General features: G+C 70.9%; 24 protein-coding genes and 1 pseudogene. 20 read left to right on the top strand and 5 right to left on the bottom strand.

The window, feature by feature from the left end; translation table 11 throughout:
* The first annotated feature begins 140 nt into the window (after positions 1-140).
* The 10 genes from JKJ07_RS24695 to JKJ07_RS24650 all read left to right on the top strand — a co-directional run bounded on the left by JKJ07_RS24695 (position 141) and on the right by JKJ07_RS24650 (position 10,604).
* A complete protein-coding gene (locus JKJ07_RS24695) occupies positions 141-1,733 on the top strand; it encodes an isovaleryl-CoA dehydrogenase (protein WP_202994118.1) in 1,593 nt (530 codons plus the stop codon).
* Between the two features lie 63 nt (positions 1,734-1,796).
* Positions 1,797-3,968, top strand: coding sequence for a putative bifunctional diguanylate cyclase/phosphodiesterase (locus JKJ07_RS24690; protein WP_202994117.1), 2,172 nt, complete (start codon positions 1,797-1,799; stop codon positions 3,966-3,968).
* 186 nt (positions 3,969-4,154) lie between these two features.
* Positions 4,155-4,544, top strand: coding sequence for a hypothetical protein (locus JKJ07_RS24685; RefSeq protein ID WP_202994116.1), 390 nt, complete (start codon positions 4,155-4,157; stop codon positions 4,542-4,544).
* Positions 4,545-4,554: 10 nt separating this feature from the next.
* Positions 4,555-5,271, top strand: coding sequence for an FHA domain-containing protein (locus JKJ07_RS24680; RefSeq protein ID WP_202994115.1), 717 nt, complete (start codon positions 4,555-4,557; stop codon positions 5,269-5,271).
* A gap of 125 nt (positions 5,272-5,396) precedes the next feature.
* Positions 5,397-6,611 (top strand): MFS transporter, encoded by a 1,215-nt coding sequence (locus JKJ07_RS24675; RefSeq protein WP_307834390.1) that lies wholly within the window; start codon positions 5,397-5,399, stop codon positions 6,609-6,611.
* A gap of 49 nt (positions 6,612-6,660) precedes the next feature.
* Positions 6,661-7,539 (top strand): ABC transporter ATP-binding protein, encoded by an 879-nt coding sequence (locus JKJ07_RS24670; RefSeq protein ID WP_202994114.1) that lies wholly within the window; start codon positions 6,661-6,663, stop codon positions 7,537-7,539.
* A complete protein-coding gene (locus tag JKJ07_RS24665) occupies positions 7,536-8,261 on the top strand; it encodes a hypothetical protein (RefSeq protein WP_202994113.1) in 726 nt (241 codons plus the stop codon). Before JKJ07_RS24670 ends, JKJ07_RS24665 begins: the two co-directional genes overlap by 4 nt.
* A gap of 338 nt (positions 8,262-8,599) precedes the next feature.
* Complete coding sequence (locus JKJ07_RS51215) at positions 8,600-9,688, top strand: sensor histidine kinase (protein WP_202994112.1); 1,089 nt, start codon at positions 8,600-8,602, stop codon at positions 9,686-9,688.
* The gene (locus JKJ07_RS24655) at positions 9,685-10,335 is read left to right on the top strand and encodes a response regulator (protein ID WP_202994111.1); all 651 of its coding nucleotides are present in this window, start codon (positions 9,685-9,687) and stop codon (positions 10,333-10,335) included. Before JKJ07_RS51215 ends, JKJ07_RS24655 begins: the two co-directional genes overlap by 4 nt.
* Before the next feature lie 56 nt (positions 10,336-10,391).
* Entirely contained in the window at positions 10,392-10,604 is a 213-nt protein-coding gene (locus tag JKJ07_RS24650; RefSeq protein ID WP_202994110.1) for a hypothetical protein, read from the top strand.
* On the opposite strand, the gene JKJ07_RS24645 is transcribed toward JKJ07_RS24650, so the two are convergent.
* Positions 10,579-12,039 carry an ATP-binding protein gene (locus tag JKJ07_RS24645; protein ID WP_202994109.1) on the bottom strand — a complete coding sequence of 487 codons (1,461 nt, stop codon included), beginning with the start codon at positions 12,037-12,039 and terminating at the stop codon, positions 10,579-10,581. The two genes, JKJ07_RS24650 and JKJ07_RS24645, sit on opposite strands and share 26 nt — an antisense overlap.
* A 108-nt stretch (positions 12,040-12,147) precedes the next feature.
* Here JKJ07_RS24645 and JKJ07_RS24640 point away from each other — a divergent pair, with 108 nt between their 5' ends.
* Positions 12,148-13,755 carry a glycoside hydrolase family 13 protein gene (locus tag JKJ07_RS24640; RefSeq protein WP_236029850.1) on the top strand — a complete coding sequence of 536 codons (1,608 nt, stop codon included), beginning with the start codon at positions 12,148-12,150 and terminating at the stop codon, positions 13,753-13,755.
* Between the two features lie 118 nt (positions 13,756-13,873).
* Here the strand turns inward: JKJ07_RS24640 and JKJ07_RS24635 are convergent, their stop codons facing one another.
* On the bottom strand, positions 13,874-14,518 hold the full coding sequence (locus tag JKJ07_RS24635; protein ID WP_202994108.1) for a 4a-hydroxytetrahydrobiopterin dehydratase family protein: 645 nt from the start codon (positions 14,516-14,518) through the stop codon (positions 13,874-13,876).
* Positions 14,519-14,735: 217 nt separating this feature from the next.
* Here JKJ07_RS24635 and JKJ07_RS24630 point away from each other — a divergent pair, with 217 nt between their 5' ends.
* From JKJ07_RS24630 to JKJ07_RS24615, 4 genes are all read left to right on the top strand, one after another.
* Positions 14,736-16,094: an alpha/beta hydrolase gene (locus JKJ07_RS24630; protein WP_202994107.1), complete on the top strand. Its 1,359-nt coding sequence runs from the start codon at positions 14,736-14,738 to the stop codon at positions 16,092-16,094.
* Between the two features lie 91 nt (positions 16,095-16,185).
* Positions 16,186-17,145 carry a DUF1996 domain-containing protein gene (locus JKJ07_RS24625; protein ID WP_236029849.1) on the top strand — a complete coding sequence of 320 codons (960 nt, stop codon included), beginning with the start codon at positions 16,186-16,188 and terminating at the stop codon, positions 17,143-17,145.
* On the top strand, positions 17,109-17,858 hold the full coding sequence (locus tag JKJ07_RS24620) for an anti-sigma factor family protein (RefSeq protein WP_307834389.1): 750 nt from the start codon (positions 17,109-17,111) through the stop codon (positions 17,856-17,858). The genes JKJ07_RS24625 and JKJ07_RS24620 overlap by 37 nt, the downstream gene beginning before the upstream one ends.
* 25 nt (positions 17,859-17,883) lie before the next feature.
* The gene (locus tag JKJ07_RS24615; RefSeq protein WP_202994106.1) at positions 17,884-20,283 is read left to right on the top strand and encodes a glycogen/starch/alpha-glucan phosphorylase; all 2,400 of its coding nucleotides are present in this window, start codon (positions 17,884-17,886) and stop codon (positions 20,281-20,283) included.
* 46 nt (positions 20,284-20,329) lie between these two features.
* Here JKJ07_RS24615 and JKJ07_RS24610 read toward each other — a convergent pair whose 3' ends face one another.
* A complete protein-coding gene (locus tag JKJ07_RS24610) occupies positions 20,330-20,578 on the bottom strand; it encodes a three-helix bundle dimerization domain-containing protein (protein WP_202994105.1) in 249 nt (82 codons plus the stop codon).
* A gap of 77 nt (positions 20,579-20,655) precedes the next feature.
* On the opposite strand from JKJ07_RS24610, the gene JKJ07_RS24605 reads away from it, so the two are divergent.
* The 4 genes from JKJ07_RS24605 to JKJ07_RS24590 are packed head-to-tail and all read left to right on the top strand — an operon-like array spanning position 20,656 to position 23,318.
* Entirely contained in the window at positions 20,656-21,843 is a 1,188-nt protein-coding gene (locus JKJ07_RS24605) for an ROK family transcriptional regulator (protein ID WP_202994104.1), read from the top strand.
* Positions 21,844-21,878: 35 nt separating this feature from the next.
* Positions 21,879-22,298: a hypothetical protein gene (locus JKJ07_RS24600; RefSeq protein ID WP_202994103.1), complete on the top strand. Its 420-nt coding sequence runs from the start codon at positions 21,879-21,881 to the stop codon at positions 22,296-22,298.
* Complete coding sequence (locus JKJ07_RS24595) at positions 22,295-22,615, top strand: winged helix-turn-helix domain-containing protein (protein WP_202994102.1); 321 nt, start codon at positions 22,295-22,297, stop codon at positions 22,613-22,615. Before JKJ07_RS24600 ends, JKJ07_RS24595 begins: the two co-directional genes overlap by 4 nt.
* Positions 22,608-23,318, top strand: a complete 711-nt coding sequence (locus JKJ07_RS24590) for a class I SAM-dependent methyltransferase (protein ID WP_236029848.1) — start codon at positions 22,608-22,610, stop codon at positions 23,316-23,318. The genes JKJ07_RS24595 and JKJ07_RS24590 overlap by 8 nt, the downstream gene beginning before the upstream one ends.
* On the opposite strand, the gene JKJ07_RS24585 is transcribed toward JKJ07_RS24590, so the two are convergent.
* On the bottom strand, positions 23,283-23,819 hold the full coding sequence (locus tag JKJ07_RS24585; protein ID WP_202994100.1) for a P-loop nucleotide/nucleoside kinase family protein: 537 nt from the start codon (positions 23,817-23,819) through the stop codon (positions 23,283-23,285). The two genes, JKJ07_RS24590 and JKJ07_RS24585, sit on opposite strands and share 36 nt — an antisense overlap.
* 67 nt (positions 23,820-23,886) lie before the next feature.
* Between JKJ07_RS24585 and JKJ07_RS24580 the strand changes: the two genes are divergently transcribed.
* Positions 23,887-24,429 (top strand): GNAT family N-acetyltransferase, encoded by a 543-nt coding sequence (locus JKJ07_RS24580; RefSeq protein WP_202994099.1) that lies wholly within the window; start codon positions 23,887-23,889, stop codon positions 24,427-24,429.
* Here the strand turns inward: JKJ07_RS24580 and JKJ07_RS24575 are convergent.
* Positions 24,408-24,641, bottom strand: a pseudogene (locus JKJ07_RS24575) (DUF4190 domain-containing protein); the annotation flags it as partial. The gene JKJ07_RS24580 and the pseudogene JKJ07_RS24575 overlap by 22 nt on opposite strands.
* Positions 24,642-24,652: the final 11 nt, after the last annotated feature.

Genomic DNA, 24,652 nt, shown 5'->3' with positions numbered 1-24,652 from the left:
GGGACGGCACCTCCCTCTCCGGCGCGTGCGAAGCCTTCCGTGCCCGCGCGCCTTCGTCCTCGCCCTCCGACGCCCGCGCCCCTCGCCTCGCCCTCGCGTGACGCCTTCCCCGGCAAGTTACTCGGCGGTAGGCTCCGAGCGTGACCCACGAGGTGTTCAACCAGCCCCCGCCGCTGGTCGACTACGACGTCGCCGGCGATGCGGCCCTGCTGACGGCCGTGGAGCGCGAGGGTGCGCCCTGGGCCACCGGCGAGCTGCACCGGCTGGGCAAGCTGGCGGGCACAGCCGAGCCGCAGCGCTGGGCCGACGAGGCCAACCGGCACGAGCCCCGGCTGATCACCCACGACCGGTACGGGCATCGCGTCGACGAGGTCGACTTCCACCCCTCGTGGCACCGGCTGATGGCGGTCGCGGTCGGCGAGGGTCTGGCCGGGGCGCCGTGGGCCGAGACCAGGCCGGGCGCGCACGTGGCCCGCGCGGCCGGGCTCTACGTGTGGTCGCAGGTCGAGGCCGGGCACAGCTGCCCGATCTCGATGACCTACGCCGTGATCCCCGCGCTGCGACACGCGCCCGACCTGTCCGCGCTCTACGAGCCGCTGCTGACCGCCCGCTCGTACGACCCGGGCCTGCGCACCCCGGCGGCCAAGACGGGCCTGCTCGCGGGCATGGGCATGACCGAGAAGCAGGGCGGCTCGGACGTGCGGGCCAACACGACCGTGGCCACCCCGGCCGGCGACGGCACCTATCGGCTGCGCGGGCACAAGTGGTTCACCAGCGCGCCCATGTGCGACCTGTTCCTGGTGCTGGCGCAGGCCCCGGGCGGCCTCTCCTGCTTCCTCGTGCCCCGCGTGCTGCCCGACGGCACCCGCAACACGTTCCGCATCCAGCGCCTCAAGGACAAGCTGGGCAACCGCAGCAACGCCAGCAGCGAGCCCGAGTTCGACGACACGGTGGCCTGGCCGGTCGGCGACGAGGGCCAGGGCGTCCGGACGATCATCGAGATGGTCGCGATGACCCGGTTCGACTGCGTGACCGGCTCGGCCTCGGGCATGCGGGCCGCGCTGACCCAGGCGATCCACCACACCCGGCACCGGCAGGCGTTCGGCGGGCCGCTGATCGACAAGCCGGTGATGCGCAACGTGCTGGCCGACCTGGCCCTCGAGTCCGAGGCGGCCACCGCGCTGGCGATGCGGCTGGCGGGTGCGGTCGACCGGGACGAGCAGGCGTTCAAGCGGCTGGCCATCGCGATCGGGAAGTTCTGGGTGTGCAAGCGGCAGCCGGTTGTGGTCGGCGAGGCGCTGGAGTGCCTGGGCGGGAACGGGTACGTCGAGGAGTCGGGGTTGCCGCGGCTCTATCGGGACGCCCCGCTCAACTCGATCTGGGAGGGGTCGGGGAACGTACAGGCTCTCGATGTTCTCCGGACCATGCAGCGGTCGCCGGATAGCGTATCCGCCGTTATGGGCGAAATGTCGTTGGCGGCCGGGGCTGATTCCCGCTTCGATGCCGCATTTAAGGCTTTGCAGCGCGACAAACCGGACGAAGCCGACGCGCGTCGTTATGTCGAGCGGCTGGCGCTGCTGCTCCAGGCGTCCTTGCTCGTACGGTTCGCCCCGCCCGCGGTGGCCGACGCCTTCTGCGCGAGCCGGCTCGGCGGCGACTGGGGCCACACGTTCGGCACCCTGGGCCGCGGGGCCGACACCGCAGCGCTCGTCGAACGGGCCGCACCGGCGTAGGAAAACTTCAGGCTGCTCAAGATCCCGCCGATCCGTCCAGTGATGAGGTCTTGGTGGAGCTGGATGACGGCGGGCCTGCTGGTGTGCGCCGGCTACCTGCTGCTGCCCGACGGCCACATCGCCTCGACGGTGATCTACAACGGCCTCGGCGTGCTCTCGTTCGTGATGATCATCGGGGGCATCCGGCACCACCGCCCGGTCGCCCGGCACGGCTGGTGGCTGTTCGCGGCCGGCACGATCAGCTACGTCACGGCCGACATCGTCTACGAGGTGTCGGGCCACATCCTCGGCCACCACCCGTACCCGTACTGGGACGACCTGATCTACTTCTCGGCGTACCCGATCCTGCTCGCGGGCCTGCTGATGATCTCGCGGGGCGAGGGCAAGCGGGAGAATGCCGGAATCATCGACGCCGCGATCCTGGCCGCCGGGGTCGGGCTCGTCTACTGGGTCTTCGTCATCCAGCCGACGCTGAGCGACACCGGGACCCCGCTGCTCGAACGCCTCGTCGCGGTCGGCTACCCCACCTGCGACGTGCTCATGTGCGCCGTCGTGACCCGCCTGCTGAGCCGGTCCGGCGCCCGGGCGCTGAGCCTGTGGCTGCTGGCGCTCGGCTGCGCCCTCAACTTCACCTGCGACGTGGCGTGGAGCCTGACCCAGGCGTTCTCCAACTACTCGGGCGGGCTGATCAACGCCGGCTTCATGGTCGCCTACGTGCTCTGGGCCGGCGCCGCGCTGCACCCGTCGATGCGCGACATCGGACGCCGTACCGGGCGTGCCCGCTTCGGACGCGGCCGGCTCCTGCTGCTGGGCGGGGTCACGATGACCGTACCGGCCGTGCTCTTTCTCCAAGGCGGGCGCGGCGACACCGTCAACTGGGCCGCCGTCGGCGTCGGCGCGGTCGTCCTGTTCCTGCTGGTCATGACCCGCCTGGGTGGTTTCGTGGGCCAGACCCAGCGGCAGTCGGCCAAGCTCGAGGAACTCGCCATGCGCGACGACCTGACCGGGCTGGCCAACCGCCGCCTGTTCGAGCTGCGACTGCGCGCCGCCACCGCCATCGGCACGCCGCAGGTCTGCCTGCTCGACCTCAACGGCTTCAAGCAGGTCAACGACCGGCTCGGCCACGCCGTCGGCGACCACCTGCTGATCGCCGTGGCCGCCCGCCTCGGCGCCGAACTGCACGGCGAGGGCGTGCTGGCCCGGATGGGCGGCGACGAGTACGCGCTGCTGCTCGCCGACGCCACCGACGAGCAGGGCGACGCGGTCGTCGAGCGGCTCGCCCAGGCGTTGCGCCGCCCGTTCGAGGTCGACGGCCACGAGCTGCTGATCGGCGCCGCGATCGGCATCGCCGACGGCAGCGACCCGGTCGACCTGCTGCGCCGGGCCGACGTCGCCATGTACGCCGCCAAGACCGGCAAGGCCCGCTTCCGCCGCTACTCCGTCGAGCTCGACGACCGCGCCGGCGAGGAGGCCCGCCTCGGTGCCGAAATGCGCGCGGCCCTCGACAACGGCCAGTTCCACCTCGTCTACCAGCCGATCGTGTCGCTGCCCGAGGGCGAGCTGCGCTACGTCGAGACCCTGATCCGCTGGACCCACCCGGCCCGCGGCTTCGTCAGCCCCGCCGAGTTCGTGCCGGTAGCCGAGCGCAACGGCCTGATCGTCGAACTCGGCGAGTGGATCCTGCGCACGGCCTGCTGCCAGTTCATGGCCTGGCAGGCTTCGCACGGTGCGGCCGCGCCGTGCCGGATCAGCGTCAACGTGTCGGCCCGGCAGCTGGCCGAGCCCGGCTTCGCCGCGGTCGTCGCGGACGCCCTGACCGGCTGCGGCATGCCCGCCGACCAACTCATCGTCGAAGTAACCGAAACAGCAGTCTTCGGCGGCGGCGTAGCCCTGCGCGCGGTCGAGGAACTGCACGAACTCGGCGTGAAAATCGCCCTGGACGACTTCGGCACCGGCCACTCGTCCCTGACCCTGCTGCAAATCGTCCCCGTCGACGTCCTGAAGGTCGACAAGTCATTCGTCGACAACATCACCGAAGCCGGCCGCCACGCCGTCATCGCCACCGCCCTCATCCAGGTCAGCGACGGCCTGGGCCTGACCGCCGTGGCCGAGGGCGTCGAGACAGCCGAGCAGGCGGCGTCACTGTTCGAGCTGGGCTACCGCTACGCCCAGGGCTACCACTTCGGCCGCCCCGTCGCCCAACCCACGTTCCACGACGAGGGCGTCGCGGCGTAGCCGTGACCGCCCCGGCTCGGCCCGAGCTTCGCTCTGAACGTCTTATTCATGAGCCACAGCGGCAACCAGACCACGGCGTTCTTAGGTGGACTACGGCTTGAAACCTCCGCGACGGATCAACGACTCGTCGCAACCGCGATCCCGCGTGAAGACTAATTTGGTGGCCACATCGAGTAAGGAGCGATCGTGGCGATCAATGTCGGGAACCAAAACGCGGGCCAGATCAACAATGTAGAGGGCACCCAGAACCTATCCGGCCAAAATCTGTACGCGCCCGTGGTCGCAACTGCCGACGCTCAAGCGGCCGCGCAACTGTTGCACGCCACCCTGCAACAACTGAATTTGCCGGCGGGGGTGGGCGAACTATTGCGGCGTGACGCTGAAGCGGTGCAACGCGACCTTGCTGCTGGCGAACCGAATCGCGCCGAGACGGCGCGCCGACTGGAGAGAATCACTAACGAACTCGGGCGCCTGGGCGCACTCGCGGAGACGGGCGCGAAGTTGGTCGGTCCGCTACAGACCCTCGGTCGATGGCTGGGGCCTGTCGGCGCGACATTGCTATCTCATCTGACCTAGCGAGCCCACCGTGCTGAGCCTCAGAGTCACAACGACGCGTCTAGCCGGAACTCGCATCAGTCTCGACGCGCCCCGGGTCACGATCGGACGACAGGACGACTGCACTGTCTACCTCGACGATCCGACGGTCAGTCGCAAGCATGCCGTCGTTGAGACAGGCGCGGGCGGCACCACACTGCGCGACTTGGGTTCCATCAATGGAACTTCATTGAACGGAATGCCAGTGATGGGCTTGGCGAGGTTGCAAGCCGGCGACCGCGTGACTTTCGGACGCGTCGAAGCGCTTGTGGAGCCAGGACGAGAGTGGTCAACTCCTGCGGGCGTACATGTAGGCTCGCAGGGAGCGGGACAAATCAACAATGTTGAAGGAATCCAGTACATTCAGCATATTCGCGCGGAGCGGGAGAGCTTCCTGGCGGATATCGCTGCCACGAAGACGACCGCTCGGCGCTTGGTTGCCTTCGGATTCGTGTGCATAGTCACAGGTTTTGCGCTCTTCGGATTCGGCGTCGTTTCCTTCATCCAACGGGTTCCGGAGGTCGATATCGATACTCCGGAGTCTCAGATTCCGTCCCCGTTCGGCCCAGATGTGGGTGGCGTCCCGCTCGGGATCATCGGATTCGCGCTCTTCGCAACCGGAATGTTCACCTTGATCGCAGGCATCGTCAAGCACGTCAGCGCGGCGGCTCGCCTGAGGCGCATGAACAGCAACGGGATGGGTTACTGATCGATCTTTCCCTCCGTAAGCCATTGGTCGATCAGCCGGCGTTTCTGGTGCCGAAGCCGCACTGCGACGACGAGGGCTCAGCGGGTCAGACCGAATCATGGGCGGGGCGCTAGTAGTGTGCCCGGGTGGCGCTGGGGTCCGATTTTCGCCGGTTGTGGGCGGCGTATGCGACTAGTGAGTTCGGTACGGGGATCGGGTTTGGGGCGTTGCCGCTGGTCGCCGTGTTGGTGCTCGACGTGCCGGAGTTTCAGGTGTCGTTGCTGGCGGCGTTCGGGGGGCTGGCTGCGGCCGTGCTCGCGCTGCCGTTGGGGCCGTGGATCGAGCATCGGCGTAAACGGCCGGTGATGATCGGGGCCGACCTGGTCCGCTTTCTCATCATGGTTAGTGTGCCGGTGGCGATGCTGGCCGGGGTGCTCACGTATGCACAGCTCTGCGTGGTTGCTGTCGTGCAGTCGGTGGGGACCATCGCGTTCAGTGCGGCCAGTGGGGCGCACCTCAAGGCGCTGGTCGGGCCGGACGACCGGGACGCGGCGAACGGGCGCTTCGAGGCGACGTTCTGGACGGCGTACAGTGCTGGGCCGGCCATCGGGGGTGCACTGACCTCGGGGTTCGGGGTGGCGTGGACCATTACGGCCGATGCCGTGAGCTTTCTGCTGTCCGCCGTGGGCGTCCGTTCGCTGCGGAGCCCCGAGCCTTCCCCACCCGTACGGGAAAGGGCTCGGCTGGACATCACGGCGGGGTGGCGGCACATCGCGGGGCATCGGGGGTTGCGGGCCCTGTTCGTGAACTCGCAGTTGTTCGGCGGCTCGATGATGGCGGCCTCTCCCCTGCTGACCGTCCTGATGCTGCGTGACCTGGGTTTCGCGCCGTGGCAGTACGGCATCGCGTGGGGCATCCCGTGCCTGGGCGGCGTCGTGGGCGCGCTGCTGGTGCGGCCGCTGACTTCCCGGTACGGGCGTCGCAAGGTCCTGCTGGTCTCGGGTGTCGGCCGCGCGGTGTGGCTGTGGCCGCTCGCGTTCATGCCCGCGGGCGTACCGGGCCTGATCCTGATCACCACTGTCGAGTTCATGGCCCTGTTCGGTTCGGGCGTCTTCAACCCGGCCTTCGCGACCTATCGGATGACCGAGACGGCCGACGGCTTCCTGTCCCGCGTGATCGCGTGCTGGCAGATCACCTCGCGTACGGTCCAGCCGATCGGCATCGCCCTGGGTGGCCTGCTCGCCGCCGTGACCAGCCTGCGGACCGCGCTGCTGGTGTGCGGGCTCGGCGTGCTGGCCAGTTCGGTCCTGCTCCCCTGGCGAACCAAGACCTGGACCAGGACCGCGGTATCGGTCCGATAGCGACCGTGGGTGGTTCCGGCGGGGCCGCCCGATTTCTAGCGTCGAAGTCATGATTGAAGTTCATGACCTGGTCAAACGCTACGGCGCGACCACCGCGGTGGACGGGCTGTCGTTCACCGTCAAGCCCGGCCGGGTGACCGGCTTCCTCGGCCCCAACGGCGCCGGCAAGTCCACCACGATGCGCATGATCATCGGGTTGGACCGGCCGACCGCCGGGCTGGCCCTGATCAACGGCAAACGCTACCGGGAGCACAAGGCGCCCCTGTGTGTGGCCGGCGCCCTGTTGGAGGCCCGCTCGATCCACCGCGGTCGCAGCGCCCGTACGCACCTGCTCGGCCTCGCCCGCACCCATGGCCTCCCGGACGGGCGGGTCGGTGAAGTGCTCGAGGAGGCCGGGATCGCGAACGTGGCCCGGCGCCGGGCGGGCACGTTCTCGCTCGGCATGGGCCAGCGACTCGGGATCGCGGCCGCGCTGCTCGGCGACCCGGCCGTGGTCATCCTGGACGAGCCGGTCAACGGCCTCGACCCGGACGGGGTGCTGTGGGTGCGCACGCTCATCCGCGAGCTGGCCGCCGACGGCCGTACGGTGCTGGTCTCGAGCCACCTGATGAGCGAGATGGCCGTGACCGCGGACCACCTGGTGATCGTGGGCGGCGGCCGGCTGCTGGCCGACACCACCGTGGACGAGCTGATCGGCCGCGTGGCGCCCGCCTCGGTCACCGTGCGCACCCCTGAGGCCGTACGGCTGCGGTCGTCGCTCTTGTCGCACGGGGCGACCGTGTCGTCGTCGGAGGCGGGCGAGCTGTCGGTGGCCGGGCTGGACGCGCCCGACATCGGTGCCCTGGCCGCGGCCGCCGGGATCGTGTTGCACGAGCTCACGCCGCGGCGGGCCTCGCTGGAACAGGCGTACATGGAGCTGACCCGATGAAGGTGACGTTCGCGCGCGTCGTCCGCTCCGAGTGGACCAAATTCCTGGCCCTGCGCTCCACGTGGATCCTGTTCGCGCTGGTCGCGGTGGCCACCGTCGGGTTGTCGGCGGCGATCGCCCGCAACGCCTCGGCGCCCTCGTCGTCGGCGCCCTTCCTCGGGGTGGACGTGGTGTCGGTGCTGCTGGGCATCGTGGGCATCGTCATGATGACCGGCGAATACGGGTCGGGGCTCGTCCGGGCGACGTTCGCAGCCGTGCCCGCCCGGCTGCCCGTGCTCGGGGCCAAGGCCGTGGTGCTGACCGTCGCCGTGCTGCCGTTCATGGCCGTGGTCGTGCTGCTCTCGGCGTGGGTGTTCCGGGTCGTGGGCGGGCCGTTGCCGGGGTCGGGCGATCACATCGTGGGGGCCTTCGTGGCGCCTGTGCTGCTGGCGCTGCTCGGGTTGGGGCTGGGGGCGCTGATCCGGCATACGGCGGCCGCGATCACTGTGTACGTGCTGGCCATTTTGGTGGCGCCGGCCTTGTTGGGGGCGGCGTTGCCGGATGATCTGGGCGAGCGGCTGGTGAAGTACACGCCTGTGGCGGCGGCGCAGGCGCTCTATACGGACCGGGCGACGGATCCTACGGGGATGCTCGCGCCGGGGCCGGGGGGTGTGGCGTTGGGAGTGTGGGTCGTGGCCGTGCTGGTGGCGGGGGCCGTGGTCGTGCTGCGCCGAGACCCGTGAGCTGCGGACGCTGTGGGCCGTCGAGGCGCGGAAAGGCATTACCGCCGCCGCCTGTCCAAAGCCCCACACGAACGGCCGAAAAGAGGCAATGTCGCCGTTTTTAGGAGGCCGCACACACGGCACCGCAAGCCGTTGACCTGCTGAAACCTCATCTCATGATCAACGTGTGTCAAGGGGGCCCGCCCACCGGGGGTCCCCCACCCTAAAGCAGCCAGCAAGACCGGCGGCGCCAGTTTTCCACAGGTCCAAGATCGGCGGCCGAGTTATCCACAGGCGACGGATTCGACGTTGCGGGCTGTGCGCCGGCCGGGAAGAGTTCCCCGCGAAAGGAGGCGACCGTGCGAACCCGCCCGCAACCGATCGACGTCCTCGTGGCCGCGCTCACCCTGGTCGCCTGCCTGGTGATCCAGACCGGCCGCACGGGCGCCACCGCCCCCGGCACGTCGTTGCTCGACTGGACGGCCGTCATCCTGCCGTGCGTGCCGCTGCTCTGGCGCTCCCAATGGCCGCCGGCGGTCTTCGGCGCGGTCATTGCGCTCATCGGCCTAGGCGGGGCGCTAGGAGCCCGCACCCCCGCCATCTTCCTGATCCCCCTGGTCGCCCTCTACGCCGTGGCCCGCCATCGCCCGGCCCGCCCGGCCTGGGCCGCGGTGACGGTGACCATCCTGGCCGGTCTCGTCACCCGCCCCGGCTGGACGGCCTTCATCGCGGTCTCGGTCGTGATAGTCGCCATCGCCGTGATCGGCATCAACCAGCGCACCCGCCAGGCCTACCTGACCGCCCTCGAGGCCGATCGCGATCAGCGGGCCCGGCTCGCCGTCGCCGACGAGCGGACGCGGATAGCCCGCGAGATGCACGACGTCGTGGCCCACCACCTGACGGTCATGGTCGCGCTCTCCGAGGGCGCGGCCGCGGCCCCGCAGCAGGCGACGCCGGTGATGACGCAGGTCGCGGTGACCGGGCGGCAGGCGCTGGCCGAGATGCGGCGCTTAGTCGGGGTGCTGCGCGACGACGGCGGCCGCACGCCGCAGCCGGGTCTCGGCCAGCTCGACGAGTTGATCGATCAGGTGCGCGGGGCCGGGCTCGACGTGACGCTGACCCGCGAAGGTCAGCCGAAGGCGTGGGGGCCGGGCGCGGAGTTGACGATCTTCCGCATCGTGCAGGAGGCGCTGACCAACACGCTCAAGCACGTCGGCCCCGGCGCCGGGGTGCAGGTCAGGCTCGCGTACGGGCCGGACGAGGCGACGATCGACGTGGTGGACGACGGCGGCGGGCGGGTCGCGCGGGAACCCGGGCCGGCCGATCGGCACGGGCTGATCGGCATGGCCGAGCGGGCGGCGGCGTACGGGGGAAGGGTTGACGCCGGACCGCGGGAGGGCGCCGGGTGGCGGGTGCACGCGCGGCTGCGGATCAAGGAGGCCGTGTGACGATCTCCGTCCTGCTGGTCGACGATCAGCCGCTGCTGTCGCTGGGGTTCCGGCTCGTGCTCGAGGCGCAGCCCGACATCAAAGTGGTCGGCGAGGCCCCGGACGGCGCGAAGGCGGTCGCGATGACCCGGGCGCTGGAGCCGGACGTGGTGCTGATGGACATCCGGATGCCGGTCATGGACGGCATCGAGGCGACCCGGGCGATCGTCGCCTCCGGCAGCGCCTCCCGCAGCCTGGTGCTCACTACGTTCGACCTGGACGAATACGTGTATGCGGCCCTGCGCGCCGGGGCCAGCGGCTTCTTGCTCAAGGACGTGCCGCCGGCCGATCTGCTGTCCGCGATCCGGGCCGTCGCGGGCGGTCACGCCGTCGTCGCGCCCGCGGTCACCCGGCGCCTGCTGGAGCGGTTCGCGCCGATGCTGCCCTCGGGGTCCGGCCCGGCGCCGCTCGAGCAGCTGACCGCCCGCGAACGCGAGGTGCTCGACCTGGTCGCGCGCGGGCTGACCAACACCGAGATCGCCGGGCGGCTGGTGCTCAGCGAGGCCACGGTCAAAGCGCACGTCGGCCGGCTGCTGGCCAAGCTCCAGCTGCGCGACCGCGTGCAGATCGTCATTTTCGCGTACGACAACGGTTTCCGGAGTATCTGACGCGCCGCTCCCCGCCCCTTGCCCCGGGAAGGAGGGCAGAAGAAATGGGTCCAGTCATGAAAGCGATCTTCTCGGCCGTCACCAGCGGCCTCATCGCATTGCTGTCGTCGCTGCTCACCGCGCTGCAGGGCGAGCACACCGGGTTCGAGACGATCACCGACGGCCAGTGGGTGACCGCCGCGCTCGCGTTCATCGTGGCCGTCGCCGGCACCGGCACGGTCACCTATCAGGTCAAGAACAGGGTCAGCGAGGGCCAAGCAGTTCCCTGATGCTGGCCAGCAGCTCGTCCGTGGTGATCGGGGCGGCATTTCCCCCCGTACGGGCGTCGAGCATCGCCTTGGACAGCTGCACCCGCCGCAGGACCTCCTTGATGTCGGCGCCGGTCATGCCGTGGCTCGCCGTGGCCAGCGCCGTCACGTCGAGGTCGTCGGCGAACATCTGGAAGCCGGGAGCCTCGTGGGCCGCGATCAGGCCGCGGATCATCTTGCGGAAGATCTCGGCCCGCGACGCGTCGTCCGGCTTGGGCACGCTGATCTTGACGTCGAAGCGGCCCGAGCGGATCAGCGAGTCGTCGACGCGGTGCGGGAAGTTCGTCGTGGCCACCACGATCACGTTCGGGTTGGCCTCGATCAGGTCGTTCATCTCCTGCTTGAAGATGCCGGCCACGGCGTTGATGGCCTGGCTGGCCGCGTCGCCGCCCGACCCGGCGTAACTGATGATCGAGTCGAATTCGTCGAACAGCATCAGCGTGGGCACGCGGTAGCGGCGGGCGTCGCGGAAGATCTGCTTGATGTTGCGCTCCGAGCCGCCGAGCCACTTGTCGAGAATCTCCGGCGTCCGGATCTCGCGGAAGTCGGCGCCGATCTCGTTGGCCAGCGCGCGCGACAACATGGTCTTGCCGGTGCCGGGCGGACCGTACATGAGCAGGCCCTGCGGGCGCCGCGCACCCCAGCGGGCCATCGCCTCGGGGTGCCGGAACGACACCGCGATCTGCCGCAGCTCGGACACCACGTCGGCGAGCCCGCCCACCATGTCGAGCGTGACCTCCTGGGTGGTGACCGGCGCCGTCGCCAGCGTCTCGCGGCTCACTACGTACCGCCGTCCGGTCAGTGACTCGGGCCCGGCCAGCTCGAGCACCGCCTGCAGCGTGAGCCCGACGAAGGCCTGCAGGTGGGCCGGGGTCACGTCGTCACGCGGCACCTCGGCGTGCAGGCGCACGACCGTGCCGGTCTCGTCGTACGAGATCTCGGCCTGCAGCCCCACCACCGCGTCGGCCAGCGTGCCCGGTTCCCGGCCCGTCATCGGCTGGGCTTGACGATCAAGACCGAGTTTCTTGTACGCCGCCGCGGCCGCCGCCCCCACCCCGTCGACGATGCGGGTGGCGATCGGGTCGCCGGCCTCGATGCGCTTGGCCAGCAGCACCCCGACCGGGTCGTTGCCGAGCACCAGCTTGCGGATGCGCTCCTTGGACAGCGGCTCCTCGGCCGTGCTGATCGCCGCGGCGAACGTGTGCACCGGGCCGGACGGACGGTCGGCGCTGGCCACGGTCAGGTCGACCCGCTGCACGGGAGCGGGCCAGGACGCCCGGCGCAGCAGCTCGACCGGGTTGACCCGGGCCGCGGCGAGCACGGTCGCCGCGTCGACGAGCTCGACGGTGGCGCCCGCGTAATCGAAGGTCTCGCCTCTGGGCCGCGTGTCGGACATCAGTACCTCCCGGGGAGTGTCGACTCACCAAGAGTGACACGGGTCCACACCAGTTGCCGTTCGGTGCGACCCTGACGCACCCCGGGCGAGCAGCCGATCAAGGCTGGCATGTCAGCAGAGCCGATCGAAGACATGTGCCTGACCACGCGTTCCGGGCGCGACGAGTGGTGGCGGGACGCGGTGGTCTACCAGGTCTACCTGCGCTCGTTCGCCGACGGCAACGGCGACGGTGTGGGCGACTTCGCCGGCCTGCGCGCGCGGCTGCCGTACCTGGCCTCCCTCGGTGTGGACGCCGTCTGGGTGACCCCGCACTACGTGTCGGGCGGGGCCGACGGCGGCTACGACGTGATCGACTACACGGCGGTCGACCCCTCGTACGGGACCGTCGAGGACGTGCGGGCGCTCGTCGCCGACGCGCACGACCTGGGTCTTCGCGTGCTGCTCGACATCGTGCCGAACCACACCAGCGACCAGCACGAGTGGTTCCGGCGGGCGCTCGAGGACCCGTCCTCGCCCGAGGCCGCGCGCTACCACTTCATGCCGCCGTCGGAGAACCCGCCCAACAACTGGCAGTCGATGTTCGGCGGGCCGGCCTGGTCCCGTACGCCGGACGGCCGCTGGTATCTGCACCTGTTCACGCCACAACAGCCCGACCTGAACTGGGACAACCCGGAGGTGGCGGACGACTTCGACCGTACGTTGCGGTTCTGGTTCGACCTGGGTGTCGACGGGTTCCGGGTCGATGTCGCGTACGGGCTCTTCAAGGACCCGGCGTATCGCGACAACCCGGGCATCTACTCCCCGACGTTGTTCGGGCACGGCCCCGAGCAGGTCATGACCACCAACCAGGCCCGGGTGCACCAGATCTGGCGGCGCTGGCGGGCGATCTGCGACTCCTACGCCGAGGAGAAGATGCTGGTCGGCGAGGTGTCGCTGGCCGATCTCGACCAGGTCGGCCTGTACGCCCGGCCCGACGAGATGCACCACGCCTTCCAGTTCCGCCTGCTCAAGAGCGACTGGGACGCGGCCGCGTTCGCCTCGACGATCACCGAGGCACTCGACGCGTTCGCAGCCGTCGGCGCGCCCGCGCCCTGGGTGCTCGGCAACCACGACAAGGCCCGCCAGGTCACCCGGTACGGCAGCGAGCGCCGGGCCCGCGCGGCGGCGTTGCTGATGCTGGCCCTGCCCGGCTCGGCCTACCTGTACGCCGGGGAGGAGCTCGGCCTGCCCGAGGCCCCCGTCCCCGACACGGCTCGCCGCGACCCGATCTTCCTGCGCTCGAACGGCGCCCGCCTGGGCCGGGACGGCTGCCGCATCCCCATGCCGTGGGACTCGGCGGCGCCCGCCGCGGGGTTCTCCGTCGCCGACCCGTGGCTGCCCCAGCCGGACGGGTGGGCCGGCTACGCGGTCGACCGCCAGGAGGGCGACCCGGCCTCGACGCTGACCATGTATCAGCAGGCCATCCTGCTGCGTGACCTCTACAAGGCGCCCGGCTCCGGCCTGGCCTCGGTGACCCTGGAGGGCGAGGTCATCCGCGTCGACCTGATCGCCCGCGACGGCGACCCCGACCCGATCACGGTCTGGATCAACATGGGCTCCGAGACGGTCACGGTGCCCGCCCACCGGCTGCTGCTGGCCTCCTCCCCCGACGTCGGCGGCCCCGTCGCCGGCAAGCTGACGCTGGCTCCCGACACCGCCGTCTGGACCCGCGTCTGACCGACCCGCCATCACCGTTCCCGTGTCGCGCCCGCCCCCGGCGCGCCCGGGTCTGGTGCTGGCGCGCACTCGGCCGGCCCGTCCGCCCCCGGCGGGCCGGCCGAGTGACCCCGTCTCATCAGTCACGCCCCTGCCATGTGCTGATGCAGGCCTCGTTGCCCTCGGGATCGGCCAGCACCCAGAACGACGGCGCCCGCTCGTCCGACACCACCCGCCCGCCCGCTTTGAGCGCCGCCTCGACCCGCAGCACCGCCTCGTCGTGCGCCACCGAGATGTCGAGATGGATCCGGTTGCGCTGAGTCCGCGGCGAATCCATCTGCTGGAACCAGACCGCCGGCCCCCGCCCCGCCGGGTCGGTCAACGGCTCCGACGGCCCGCCCTCCGCGTAGCCGAGCACGGCCGACCAGAACGGCCGCACCGCCGCGATGTCCATCGCGTCGACCGCGATCTCGAGCAGCTGCAGATCGCCCGGCTCGGTCGGCAGCCCCGACGCCGCGATCCGCTGGGCGAGCTCGACGTCGGTCGCGGTGACCGTCGCCTGCCGCCGGGTCTGCAATGTCAGCACCACCCGATCGACCCGCACGTCGATCGACAGATGCTCGTCGGCCTCCTCCCCGCAGGCCGCCACCGCCTGCAGGGCCACCGAGGCCCCCTGAAACAGCGAGCCCACCGGCACCGACGCCCGCAGCGTGCCGAGCATGTATCGCCACCCGAGCCCGCTCACCGCATCGGAGGCCGCCTGGCGGGTCACCCGTTCGTCCATGCCGGGCATCCTGCCACTCCGCCACGACATTCCGAACGTTGTCCACAATTCGTGGTTGTCCACAGGCCACCCCGCAAAGATCGCTCCCGCTTGAAACAATGGGTCTTGGGTGGAGGTCCCCCTGGTAGGGCGGGTTGGGGGGGTAGGAGTCGTAGGGGGTCGGCTCAGGGATCTCACCGATGTCTTCTCGGTGTGGGCAGTGTCGAGGATGGACGGCATGAACCGCCGCAGTCTTGTCGCGTCCTTGATCGCCCTCGTCACCGGTTTTGCCCTGGCCGCCGCCCCACCGGGCCATGCCGCCCCGAAGCCCGACAAGCCCCACATCATCTGGACGGCCTGCGGCGACGACAAGGCCGTGCAATGCGGCAAGCTGCGATTACCGGTCGACTGGTCGAAGCCCGACGGCCCCACGTTCGAGCTGGCCGTCGCCCGCCGAGCCGCACGCAAGCCCTCGACTCAGACGCTCGTCTTCGGCCCCGGCGGCCCGGGCGATTCCGGCGTGGAGCGCATCCAAGCCGGCAACCGGTTCAGTCCCGAGATCCTCGACAAGTTCAACACGGTCAGTTTCGACCCGCGCGGCGTGGCCGGCAGCGGCGGCGCGAAGTGCGACCTGTCCCTCGACAACGGCCTCCTCACGAGTCAGGCCGACTTCGCCGCCGTCACCGCATCCAACCAGGCCAAATGGGCGGCCTGCCGAGCGATCAGCCCGGTCTGGGACCACGCCGACACGGCCAGCGCCGTCCGCGACCTCGACGCCCTCCGAGCTGCTCTCGGACTGCGGCAGTTGACGTTCCACGGCAGCTCGTACGGCACCCTGCTGGGCCAGCAGTACGCCGAGCGCTACCCGAGCCGGGTGCGGGCGATCGTGTTGGAGAGCGTCTTCGACCACAGCCTCGGCGTGCGCGAGTTCGTCCGTACGCAAGCTTTGGCCGCGCAGGACGCGTTCGACGAGTTCGTCGCGTGGTGCGCCACCGAGACGACGTGTGTGCTGCACGGGCAGGACGTCCGCGCGATCTGGAACGACGTGCTGGACTCCCGCGAGAACAGGTTCGAGCTGGCCATGCTGCCGATCGCCCGGCTCGCCGTGCCCGACCGCGCGAAACTGGCCGAAGACATCGCCGCCCTGCGCGACGGGGCCAATCCGACGGTCAAGCTGCCGCCGCTGGTGTCGTCGGTCTTCTGCGCCGACTGGCCGGCCGCGGTCCGCGACTTCCCCGCGTACGAGCGGCTGGTCCGCACCGCCCGCGAGGCCGCGCCCGACGTCCGCTACAGCGGGGGCCTGCTCGCGATCCGGGCCTGTCTGGGCTGGCCGCAGCCGGTGGCCAACCCGCCGCACCGGCTCGACGTCCACACCCGCACGCCGTTGCTGCTGCTCAACTCGCGACACGACGTCCGCACCGGCTACGTGTGGGCGACCCACGTGGCGGCGCAGCTCGGCCGGCACGGGCGGCTCGTCACGTACGAGGGTTCGGGCCACGGGGCGTACGGGAACACGCCTTGCACGACCGCCGCTGTCGACCGCTACCTGATCGATCTGGTGCTGCCGCCGCGCGGCGCGAGCTGCCCCAAGGCTTGACCAGGGCAGGAATTGCGGCCCGGGGCCGAATCGGGCCGATGTTGACAGTTCGGGTCAACATCGGGCGACGGGGCCTGGGTATCGTCGAACCATGTCGATGGGTCGGGTGGCCGTCGCGCTCGAGGGGGCCCTGGTGGCCGCGGTCGTGCTCGCCGCGGCCGTGCTTCCCGCCCTGCGCGGCCCTGACCTGGGGCCCTACTCGATCAGCATGGACAAGGCGGGCCCGGTCGCGGCCGTCCCCCCGGCCTCGGCGGGCGCCTCCACGGGGTCGTACACGTGGAATTGCGGCCGTAACGAGCGCGGTCATCGCAACACCGCCAACATTGTGGTCACGCCCGGCCGGCCGGGGCCGCAGCATCACACGCACGACTACGTCGGCAATCTCGGGGTGCAGCCCGACTCGACCGTCGACAGCCTGGTCGGCAAGCCCACGACCTGCACGAACGGCGACGCGTCGACGTATTTCTGGCCGGTTCTGCGCTATGTTGAGCCGGGTCGGGACGTGCACGGCGGGCCGGTGCAGGTGCCGGTGTCGCTGACCATGACCTATCGCGGCAACCCGCGCGGGCCGGTGCTGGCGATGCCGCGGCTGCTGCGGGTTCAGGTCGGCGACGCGTACGCGCACACCAACGGCGGCAAGCTGGCGAAGGCCTGGTGGACTTGCTCCGACACACTGGACCGGATGACGATGGACTATCCCGCGTGTGAGGACGGAGCCCAGGTGGTGCGGATCTTCGAGTTCCCCAGCTGCTGGGACGGCCGTCAGCTGGACAGCCCGGGCCATCGCCAGCAGGTGGTCTTCCCGGCCGAGGGCGGCGGCTGCCCGGTCGGCACGTTCGCCGTCCCGCAGTTGCGGATCACCATGACGTACGCGGTCCCACCCGGCACGCGCTATCAGATCGACGCGTTCGACGGGCAGGACAACCACCCCGCGACCGATCACGGGTTCCTGGTCAACCTGATGCCCGACGCCGTGATGAAACGCGTCGTGAGCTGCCTCAATGAGGGCAAGCAGTGCGACGAGACGAGCACCCGCCGGGCGGCGTCGTGACCACCCCCGAGACCGGCGACCACGTCGACCTCGCGGGCTACCTGGTCGACGAGCTCACGCCCGAGCAGCGCGCCGAGGTCGACGAGCACCTGGCCGGCTGCGCCGAGTGCCGGGCCGAGGTCGAGTCGCTGCGGGAGTGGACGTCGCGGCTGCGTGCCGTGCCCGAGGAGATGCTGCTCGAGGGCCCGCCCGACGGCGGCGACCTGTTGCTTCAGCGCACGCTGCGCGAGGTCCGCAAGCAGTCGTCGGGCGAACGCAACCGGCGGCGGTTCCTGGTCTCGGCGGCCGCCGCGGTGCTGCTCGTGGCCGCGATCGGGGGCGGCGTCCTCGCGGGCCGCCAGACCGCCCCGTCGGCACCGGTCGCGCAGGCCCCGCCGCCCCTGGCCACCCCGCCCACGTCGGTGCCCGGCACCCGTACGGGAACTGCGGTTGACGCCACGACCGGCGCGCGGATCACGGTGGCGGTCGCCCCGGCGGCGGGCTGGGTGCGGGTCAACGCGGCGGTGGCCGGCATCCCCGCGGGCGAGAAGTGCGTGCTCGAGGTCGTGGCCCGCGACGGGTTCACGGTGCAGGCGGGCAGCTGGGTGGTCTCCGAGGCGGGCGAGACGGGCGGCACCACCCTGAACGGCAGCGCGCTGATCAATCCGGACGACGTGAAATCCGTACGGGTGGTGAACACTGCGGGAAAGCAGTTCGCCAGCGTCGACGTGTGAAACGGCGATGGGGAAGGGTCGCATCATGGACCTTCGCAACGGGCTGCGGCCGCTCGGGAGCACGTCGGCCGAGTTCGAACAGGATCTGCTGAGCAACCTGATCTACCGCCGGGGCACGACGGTCGAGTCGGCGAGCGCGCAGGACGCGTACGAGACGCTCGCCCTGACCGTGCGCGACCGGCTGGCCGCCCGCCGGGCCCGCACGGCCGCGGCGCACTACGAGAGCAACCCGCGCTGGGTCTACTACCTCTCCGCGGAATACCTGCTCGGCCCCCAGCTGGAGCAGAATCTGCTCTACAGCGGCACCACCGACCTCGCCCCGGCCGCGCTCAAGGCGCTCGGCTTCTCGCCCGAGGAGGTGGCCGCGCTCGACGTCGAGCCGGGCCTGGGCAACGGTGGCCTGGGCCGGCTGGCCGCCTGCCTGCTCGACTCGCTGGCCACCCTCGACATCCCTGCGGTCGGCTACGGCATCCGCTACGACCTGGGCATCTTCAAGCAGGATTTCGTCGAAGGCGAGCAGGTCGAGCGGCCCGACGACTGGGCCTTCCAGGGCGACCCGTGGGAGTTCCCGGCCCCCGACGACTGGCAGACGGTCGGCTTCTACGGCTTCCTCGGCCCCGAGGGCTGGGTGCCCGGCGAGGTCGTGCACGGCGAGCCGAGCCACCTGCTGGTCCCCGGCTACGGCACCGAGACGGTCAACATCGTCCGGCTGTGGCGGGCCCGCGCCGCGCAGGCGTCGTTCGACCTGCGGCGCTTCTCGGCCGGTCAATACGCCGAGGCCGTGCAGGAGGCCGTCAAGGCCGAGAACATCAGCAAGGTGCTCTACCCCGACGACAGCACCGACATGGGCCGCGAGCTCAGACTCAAGCAGCAGTACTTCCTGGTCTCGTGCTCGCTGCGCGACATCGTCCGGCGGTTCCGGTTCCGCAACTCCGACTGGGCCGAGTTCCCGGCCAAGACGGTCATCCAGCTCAACGACACGCACCCGACGCTCGCCATCCCCGAGCTGATGCGGCTGCTGGTCGACGAGGAGAAGCTGGAGTGGGAGCAGGCCTGGTCGATCGTCCGCCGGACGTTCGCGTACACGTGCCACACGCTGCTGCCCGAGGCCCTCGAGACGTGGCCGGTCGAGATGCTGGGCCGGCTGCTGCCGCGCCACCTCGAGATCATCTACACGATCAACGAGGCGTTGCTGGCCGAGGTCCGTTCCCGTTTTCCCGACGACCTCGACCGCGTACGGCGGATGTCGCTGATCCAGGAGGAGCCGCAGCGCCGGGTCCGGATGGCCAACCTGGCCGTCACCGGCACGTTCGCGGTCAACGGCGTGGCCGAGCTGCACTCGCAGCTGCTCACCTCGACCACGTTCGCCGACTTCGCCGCCCTCTGGCCCGACCGCTTCACCAACGTCACCAACGGCGTCTCGCCCCGGCGTTTCGTGCGGCTGGCCAACCCGGGCCTGTCGACGCTCATCTCGGAGGGCCTCGGATCCGATGACTGGCTGAGGGATCTGTCCCTTCTGAAGAACCTGGAGCCGCTGGCCGACGACGCCTCGTTCCGCTCGCAGTGGCGCTCGGAGAAGCGGCACGCCAAGGCGGCCCTGGGGCTCGGCGACCCGGGCGCGATGCTGGACGTGATGATCAAGCGGTTCCACGAGTACAAGCGGCAGCAGCTCAAGCTCCTGCACGTGATCACGCTGTATCACCGGCTGCGCTCGGACTCGGGCCGCTTCGGGGTGCCGCGCACGGTGCTGTTCGGCGGCAAGGCGGCCCCGGCCTACTACGCGGCCAAGTCGATCATCCGGCTGATCAATGCGGTGTCGGCCACGATCGCGGCCGACCCCAAGGCGTCCGGCCTGCTGCGCGTGGTCTTCCCGGCCAACTACAACGTCACGCTGGCCGAGCGGATCATCCCGGCCGCCGACCTCAGCGAGCAGATCTCGATGGCCGGCAAAGAGGCTTCCGGTACGGGCAACATGAAGCTCGCGCTCAACGGCGCGGTCACGATCGGCACGCTCGACGGCGCCAACGTCGAGATCCTCGAGCGGGTCGGCGCGGACAACTTCTTCCTGTTCGGCCTGGACACCCCGGCCGCCGCGGCGCTGCGGGCGTCGGACTACCGCCCCCGTACGCACTACGACGCCGACGACGAGCTGCGGGCCGCCCTCGACGCGATCCTGTCCGGCGCGTTCGGCGGGGTCGGTCAGGAGGTGGCGCAGTCGCTGCTCGACCGCGACGAATACCTGACGCTGGCCGACTACCGGTCGTACGTCGACAAGCAGGACGAGGTCGCCGCGGCCTGGCAGAACCAGGAGCAGTGGACGCGCATGTCGATCCTGAACACCGCGCGCAGCGGGTTCTTCTCGGCCGACCGTACGGTGAACGACTATCTCTCGCGGATCTGGCACGCCTCGCCGGTGCGCCCCTGACGCGGCAGTGCCCGGCCGTGCGTCACGGCCGGGCACTTCGTTGTCGCTACTCGGCCGCGTCCTCGCTGCGGACGTGGACCTCCTCGCCGCGGGCGCGCAGCGCGTCGGTCACCTGTCCCTCGGTCATCGAGACGAGGTGCGACTCGACGGCCGCCTCGTCCTTGAGCCGGTCGTAGGTCGCGTGGACGAGCTGCTCGAGCTCGGCCTTGTCGACGTCGGGGAATCGCAGGGTCAGGGCGTCGACCTGCCGGCGCAGGGCGACGTCCACGTTGACGATGCCGTGAGTGTCACTCATCGGAACACCTCCCGGAGTCTCGTTTCCCCGCGGCGGGGCTTGGCAATCGCTTTCCGTCCGCGTTTGATGTCGGTGGGATGCACAGACACCGGCCCAGCCTCGGAACCCTGCTCCACCACGTCCATGTGAGCGGGCCGCTCTCGCGTGCCGCGCTGGCCGAGCGGATGGGCGTCAACCGCAGCACGATCCTGGCCCTGACGGCCGATCTGGTCGCGGCCGGGCTCGTCGTCGAGCAACACCCGGCCGGTACGACCGGGGCCGGGCGCCCGTCGCTGGTGGTGCGCCCCTCCCCCGGCGTCTTCGTGCTGGCCTTCGACGTCGCGGTCGACCGGCTCACCGTGGCCCGGGTCGGGCTGGGCGGCGCGGTGCTCGACCGCCGCTCGGCCGCCCGCACCCGTACGGGGGCCGACCTCGACCCGGTCGTCCGCAAGCTGGCCGCCCTCGGCCGTTCCCTGCTCGACACGGCCCCGCCCGGCTCGGTCTGCGCGGGGCTCGGCGCCTCCTACTGCGGCATGATCCGCCCCGGCGACGGCATGGTCCGCTACGGCCCGTCGACGGGCTGGGTCGACCAGGCGTTCGGCACCGAGCTGGCCAGGGCCCTCGACACCGGCCGTCCCGTGGCCGTCGGCAACGAGGCCCACCTGGGCGCGCTGGCCGAGTTCGAGCGCGGCGCCGGTGTCGGCGTGCCCGACCTGATCTATCTGCACGGCGACGTCGGCGTGGGCGGCGGCATCCTGGTCGGCGGCCAGCTGCTCGGCGGCGACGGCGGCTACGGCTGCGAGGTCGGGCACATGCTGGTCAACCCGGCCGACGGCCGCCCCTGCCTGTGCGGCTCGCAGGGCTGCCTGGAGGCCGAGACCGGCGAGTACGCCCTGCTGGCGGCGGCCGGGCGCACCCCGGGCCCGGTCGGCGCCGAAGCCGTCCGCGCGGTCGCCCGCGACGCCCAAGCCGGCGACCCGGCAGCCGCCGCGGCCGTGGCCGAGATCGGCGACTGGCTGGGCATCGGCGTGGCCAACCTGATCAACCTGTTCAACCCCGGCGTGGTCGTCTTCGGCGGCATGCTCCGCGACGTCTACACGGCCGCGGCCCCGCAGGTGTCGGCCCGCATCGCCCGCCACGCCATGCCCGTCTCCCGCGAGCGCGCCCGCCTCACGGTCTCCGCCCTGGCCGACGACGCCACCCTGCTCGGCGCGGCCGACCTCGGCTTCGCCGCCCTGCTCGCCGACCCGCTGGGAGCCTTCGACGCTTTTCAAAGTGCTCACTAGTTTCCAAGTTGGAAAGTCTGCCGTAGCCTGAGGGCATGACGGGGGACGAGGACGTGAGCCCGGGCTGGGCGGCCGTGGCGCTGGCCGAGGTCGATCAGTCGACAGCGGCCGTGCGAGAGCACTCCGGCTGGGTGCGGCGGGCGCTGATCGCGTACGGGATGGCTTCGCTGGTGTTCTTCCCGGCGGGCGGCCTCGTGCACGGGTTCTGGGCGGTCGTGATCGGCGTGATCTGGGGCGTGTTCCTGGTCAGCGTCGTGTTCTACGCGCTGCCGCAGCGGGTGCTGGTGCGCGGTTTCCGGCGGGTCTATCTGCGGGCGACGCTCTGGTGGACGGCCCTGTGGCTGGCGGGCACGGCGATCGGGCATCTGCTCTTCGCCGACCGGGTGGCGTACTGGGTGCCGGCCGGCGTGGTCGTGGCGTTGCCGATGTTCGCGGCCGCGGCGAGGTCGCGATGACCGAGCACCCGCGGCACCAGCTCGACGCGGTCATCCACTCGCCGATCCGGTTGTCCATCGTGGCCTGCCTGGCCGCGGCCGACAAGGCCGAGTTCGCCTTCGTCCGCGACACCGTCGAGGTCAGCGACTCGGTGCTCTCGCGCCAGATCACCCTGCTGGTCGAGGCGGGCTACGTGAAGGCGCGCAAGGGCTACGTCGGGAAAAGGCCACGCACGTGGCTCTCGCTCACCGCGGCCGGGCGCAGCGCGTACGGGAAGCATCTGGCCGCCCTGACCGCTATCGCACGCCTGCCCGTGAAGGATGAGGCCGATGTCTGAACGTCCCCCCGGCAGCTACGGCTTCGACGCGCCGCGCCTGCTGGCCTTCCCGGTCCTGCTGATGATCGCCGGCGTGGTGCAGACCGTCCTCACCGGCAGCCTGTGGCCGCTGCTCGGCGTGGCCGCGATCGGCGCGTGCTGCGCGCTCGGCTTCTACGCGTCGCGGCAGGGCAAGTTCGTCGTGTGGGCGCGCCTGCTCGACGGCCTCGGCCTGGACGGCGACGAGGAGGTGCTCGACCTCGGCTGCGGCCGCGGCGCCCTGCTCATCTCGGCCGCGCTGCGGGTGCCGAAGGGCCGGGCGGTCGGCGTCGACCTGTGGCGCACCGGCGACCAGTCGGGCAACGACCCCGAGGCCACGCTGCGCAACGCCGCCGCGGCCGGGGTCGCCGACGTGGTGTCGGTCGAGACCGCGAACGTCACCGCCCTGCCGTTCCCCGACGAGTCCTTCGACCTGGTCGTCTCGAACATCGCGCTGCACAACCTGAAGGCGGCCGCCGATCGGGACAAGGCCGTGACCGAGGCCGTGCGGGTGCTGCGCCCCGGCGGGCGGCTGCTGCTGGCCGACCTCAGCCACACCCACCAGTACGAGCAGCGGGCGCGCGAGCTGGGTCTGCAAGACGTCTCGCGGCGCGGCCTGGGCTGGCGGCAGTGGTGGTCGGGCCCGTGGCTACCGACCCGGCTCGTCAGCGCCCGCAAGCCCTGACCACCCGGCCTTGTCGAGGATCTCGCGCACCGACTCCTCGACCGGGACGGGGTGGGTGCTGACCAGGAAGTGCCGGATGCGCTCACGGTCGTCGCGTGAGTGGAAGAGGTCGATCAGGCCACGCAGCCGCTCGCGCCACTCGTCGGTGGGCTCGCGCTCGGTGACCCGCCGCTTGAGCACCTCGACGGGCGCGGTCGTCTCGCAGATGATGAACCGCGCCCCGGGCACGGCGTCACGCGTCAGCCCGACCTCGGCCTCATCGGCGAACACGAGCGGAATGATCAGCTTCATGTCAGGCGCGACGGCCTGATAGTTGGGCCAGACGGCACGCAGGTTGTCGCGCGGGAACTGCCGCCCCGCATACGGATACACAATGCTCAGGTCATCGAGGTCGACGACGCCGTGCGCCACCCCGGCCTGCGCGAGCGTCTCGGACAGGGCCCGCGCCAGGGTGCTCTTCCCCGACCCCGGCGACCCGTGCAACACCAGCACATCCACCACGCCGCCATTGAACACGGACCCCGACCGCCACAACACCGATTTACGCCCGTGTGGTTGGCTGGCCGCCATGACTGAGCTCGGACCCGTCGCCTGGCCACCCGCTCCGATCCGGACCGAGCGGCTCGTGCTGCGCGCGTCGGAGGCCCGCGACCGGCCCGCGTTCGTCGAGTTGCTGACCTCGCCCGAGGTGAACACCTATCTGGGCGGTGCCCGGCCGCGCGAGGATGTCGAGGGCGAGTTGCCCGCGGTGCCCGAGCAGTGGCCCGGGAGCTTCGTCGTCGAGCTCGACGGGGGGATGATCGGCCAGGTCCTGCTGCGGCGCCACGACCGGCACCGCCCGGCCGCCGTGGGCAAGGTCGACCTAGGCTATCTCTTCCTGCCACGGGCTTGGGGCTCGGGCTACGCCGCTGAGGCATGCAAGGCCGCCCTGGACTGGGTGGACGACGCCTTGGGCGAGCCGGTCGTGCTGGCCACCCAGACCGCCAACGTGGCCTCGATGCGCCTGGCCGCGAGGCTGGGGTTCGCCGAGGTCGAGCGGTTCCGGGCCTGGGACGCCGACCAGTGGCTCGGCCTGCGGCCCGCGGCGTCTCAGTTGGTGAAGAACTCGTAGATCGTGATTCCCCGGACGACGATCCAGAGAACCAGGAGAAACGTCGACAGCGAATAGACGACGGTGATCGACCAGCCGATGACGATGGCCCAGCGGGCCATCGACTGCCCGCCGAGGCCGGTACCGCGGACCTTGCGGACGGCGACGTGGCCGAGCACCGCGCCGATCGGTGCCGCGACGAAGGTCGTCAGCCCGAAAAGCGAGACGACGAGGGCGGTGGCGG

The sequence above is a fragment of the Paractinoplanes lichenicola genome (genome assembly GCF_016785085.1).
GTDB classification, from domain to species: domain Bacteria; phylum Actinomycetota; class Actinomycetes; order Mycobacteriales; family Micromonosporaceae; genus Actinoplanes; species Actinoplanes lichenicola.
The sequence above is the reverse complement of the archived record's forward strand: the minus strand, read 5'-3'. Positions and strand labels throughout refer to the sequence as shown.

Bases quoted from the DNA above. Each gene is read 5' to 3' on its own strand.
- JKJ07_RS24690 (WP_202994117.1), top strand. From the start codon at position 1,797: ATGACGGCGGGCCTGCTGGTGTGCGCCGGCTACCTGCTGCTGCCCGAC.
- JKJ07_RS24635 (WP_202994108.1), bottom strand. From the start codon at position 14,518: ATGGACGAACGGGTGACCCGCCAGGCGGCCTCCGATGCGGTGAGCGGG.
- JKJ07_RS24640 (WP_236029850.1), top strand. From the start codon at position 12,148: ATGTCAGCAGAGCCGATCGAAGACATGTGCCTGACCACGCGTTCCGGG.
- JKJ07_RS24665 (WP_202994113.1), top strand. From the start codon at position 7,536: ATGAAGGTGACGTTCGCGCGCGTCGTCCGCTCCGAGTGGACCAAATTC.
- JKJ07_RS24580 (WP_202994099.1), top strand. From the start codon at position 23,887: ATGACTGAGCTCGGACCCGTCGCCTGGCCACCCGCTCCGATCCGGACC.
- JKJ07_RS24670 (WP_202994114.1), top strand. From the start codon at position 6,661: ATGATTGAAGTTCATGACCTGGTCAAACGCTACGGCGCGACCACCGCG.
- JKJ07_RS24615 (WP_202994106.1), top strand. From the start codon at position 17,884: ATGGACCTTCGCAACGGGCTGCGGCCGCTCGGGAGCACGTCGGCCGAG.
- JKJ07_RS24650 (WP_202994110.1), top strand. From the start codon at position 10,392: ATGAAAGCGATCTTCTCGGCCGTCACCAGCGGCCTCATCGCATTGCTG.
- JKJ07_RS24590 (WP_236029848.1), top strand. From the start codon at position 22,608: ATGTCTGAACGTCCCCCCGGCAGCTACGGCTTCGACGCGCCGCGCCTG.
- JKJ07_RS24630 (WP_202994107.1), top strand. From the start codon at position 14,736: ATGAACCGCCGCAGTCTTGTCGCGTCCTTGATCGCCCTCGTCACCGGT.
- JKJ07_RS24605 (WP_202994104.1), top strand. From the start codon at position 20,656: ATGCACAGACACCGGCCCAGCCTCGGAACCCTGCTCCACCACGTCCAT.
- JKJ07_RS24595 (WP_202994102.1), top strand. From the start codon at position 22,295: ATGACCGAGCACCCGCGGCACCAGCTCGACGCGGTCATCCACTCGCCG.
- JKJ07_RS24645 (WP_202994109.1), bottom strand. From the start codon at position 12,039: ATGTCCGACACGCGGCCCAGAGGCGAGACCTTCGATTACGCGGGCGCC.
- JKJ07_RS24610 (WP_202994105.1), bottom strand. From the start codon at position 20,578: ATGAGTGACACTCACGGCATCGTCAACGTGGACGTCGCCCTGCGCCGG.
- JKJ07_RS24600 (WP_202994103.1), top strand. From the start codon at position 21,879: ATGACGGGGGACGAGGACGTGAGCCCGGGCTGGGCGGCCGTGGCGCTG.
- JKJ07_RS24625 (WP_236029849.1), top strand. From the start codon at position 16,186: ATGTCGATGGGTCGGGTGGCCGTCGCGCTCGAGGGGGCCCTGGTGGCC.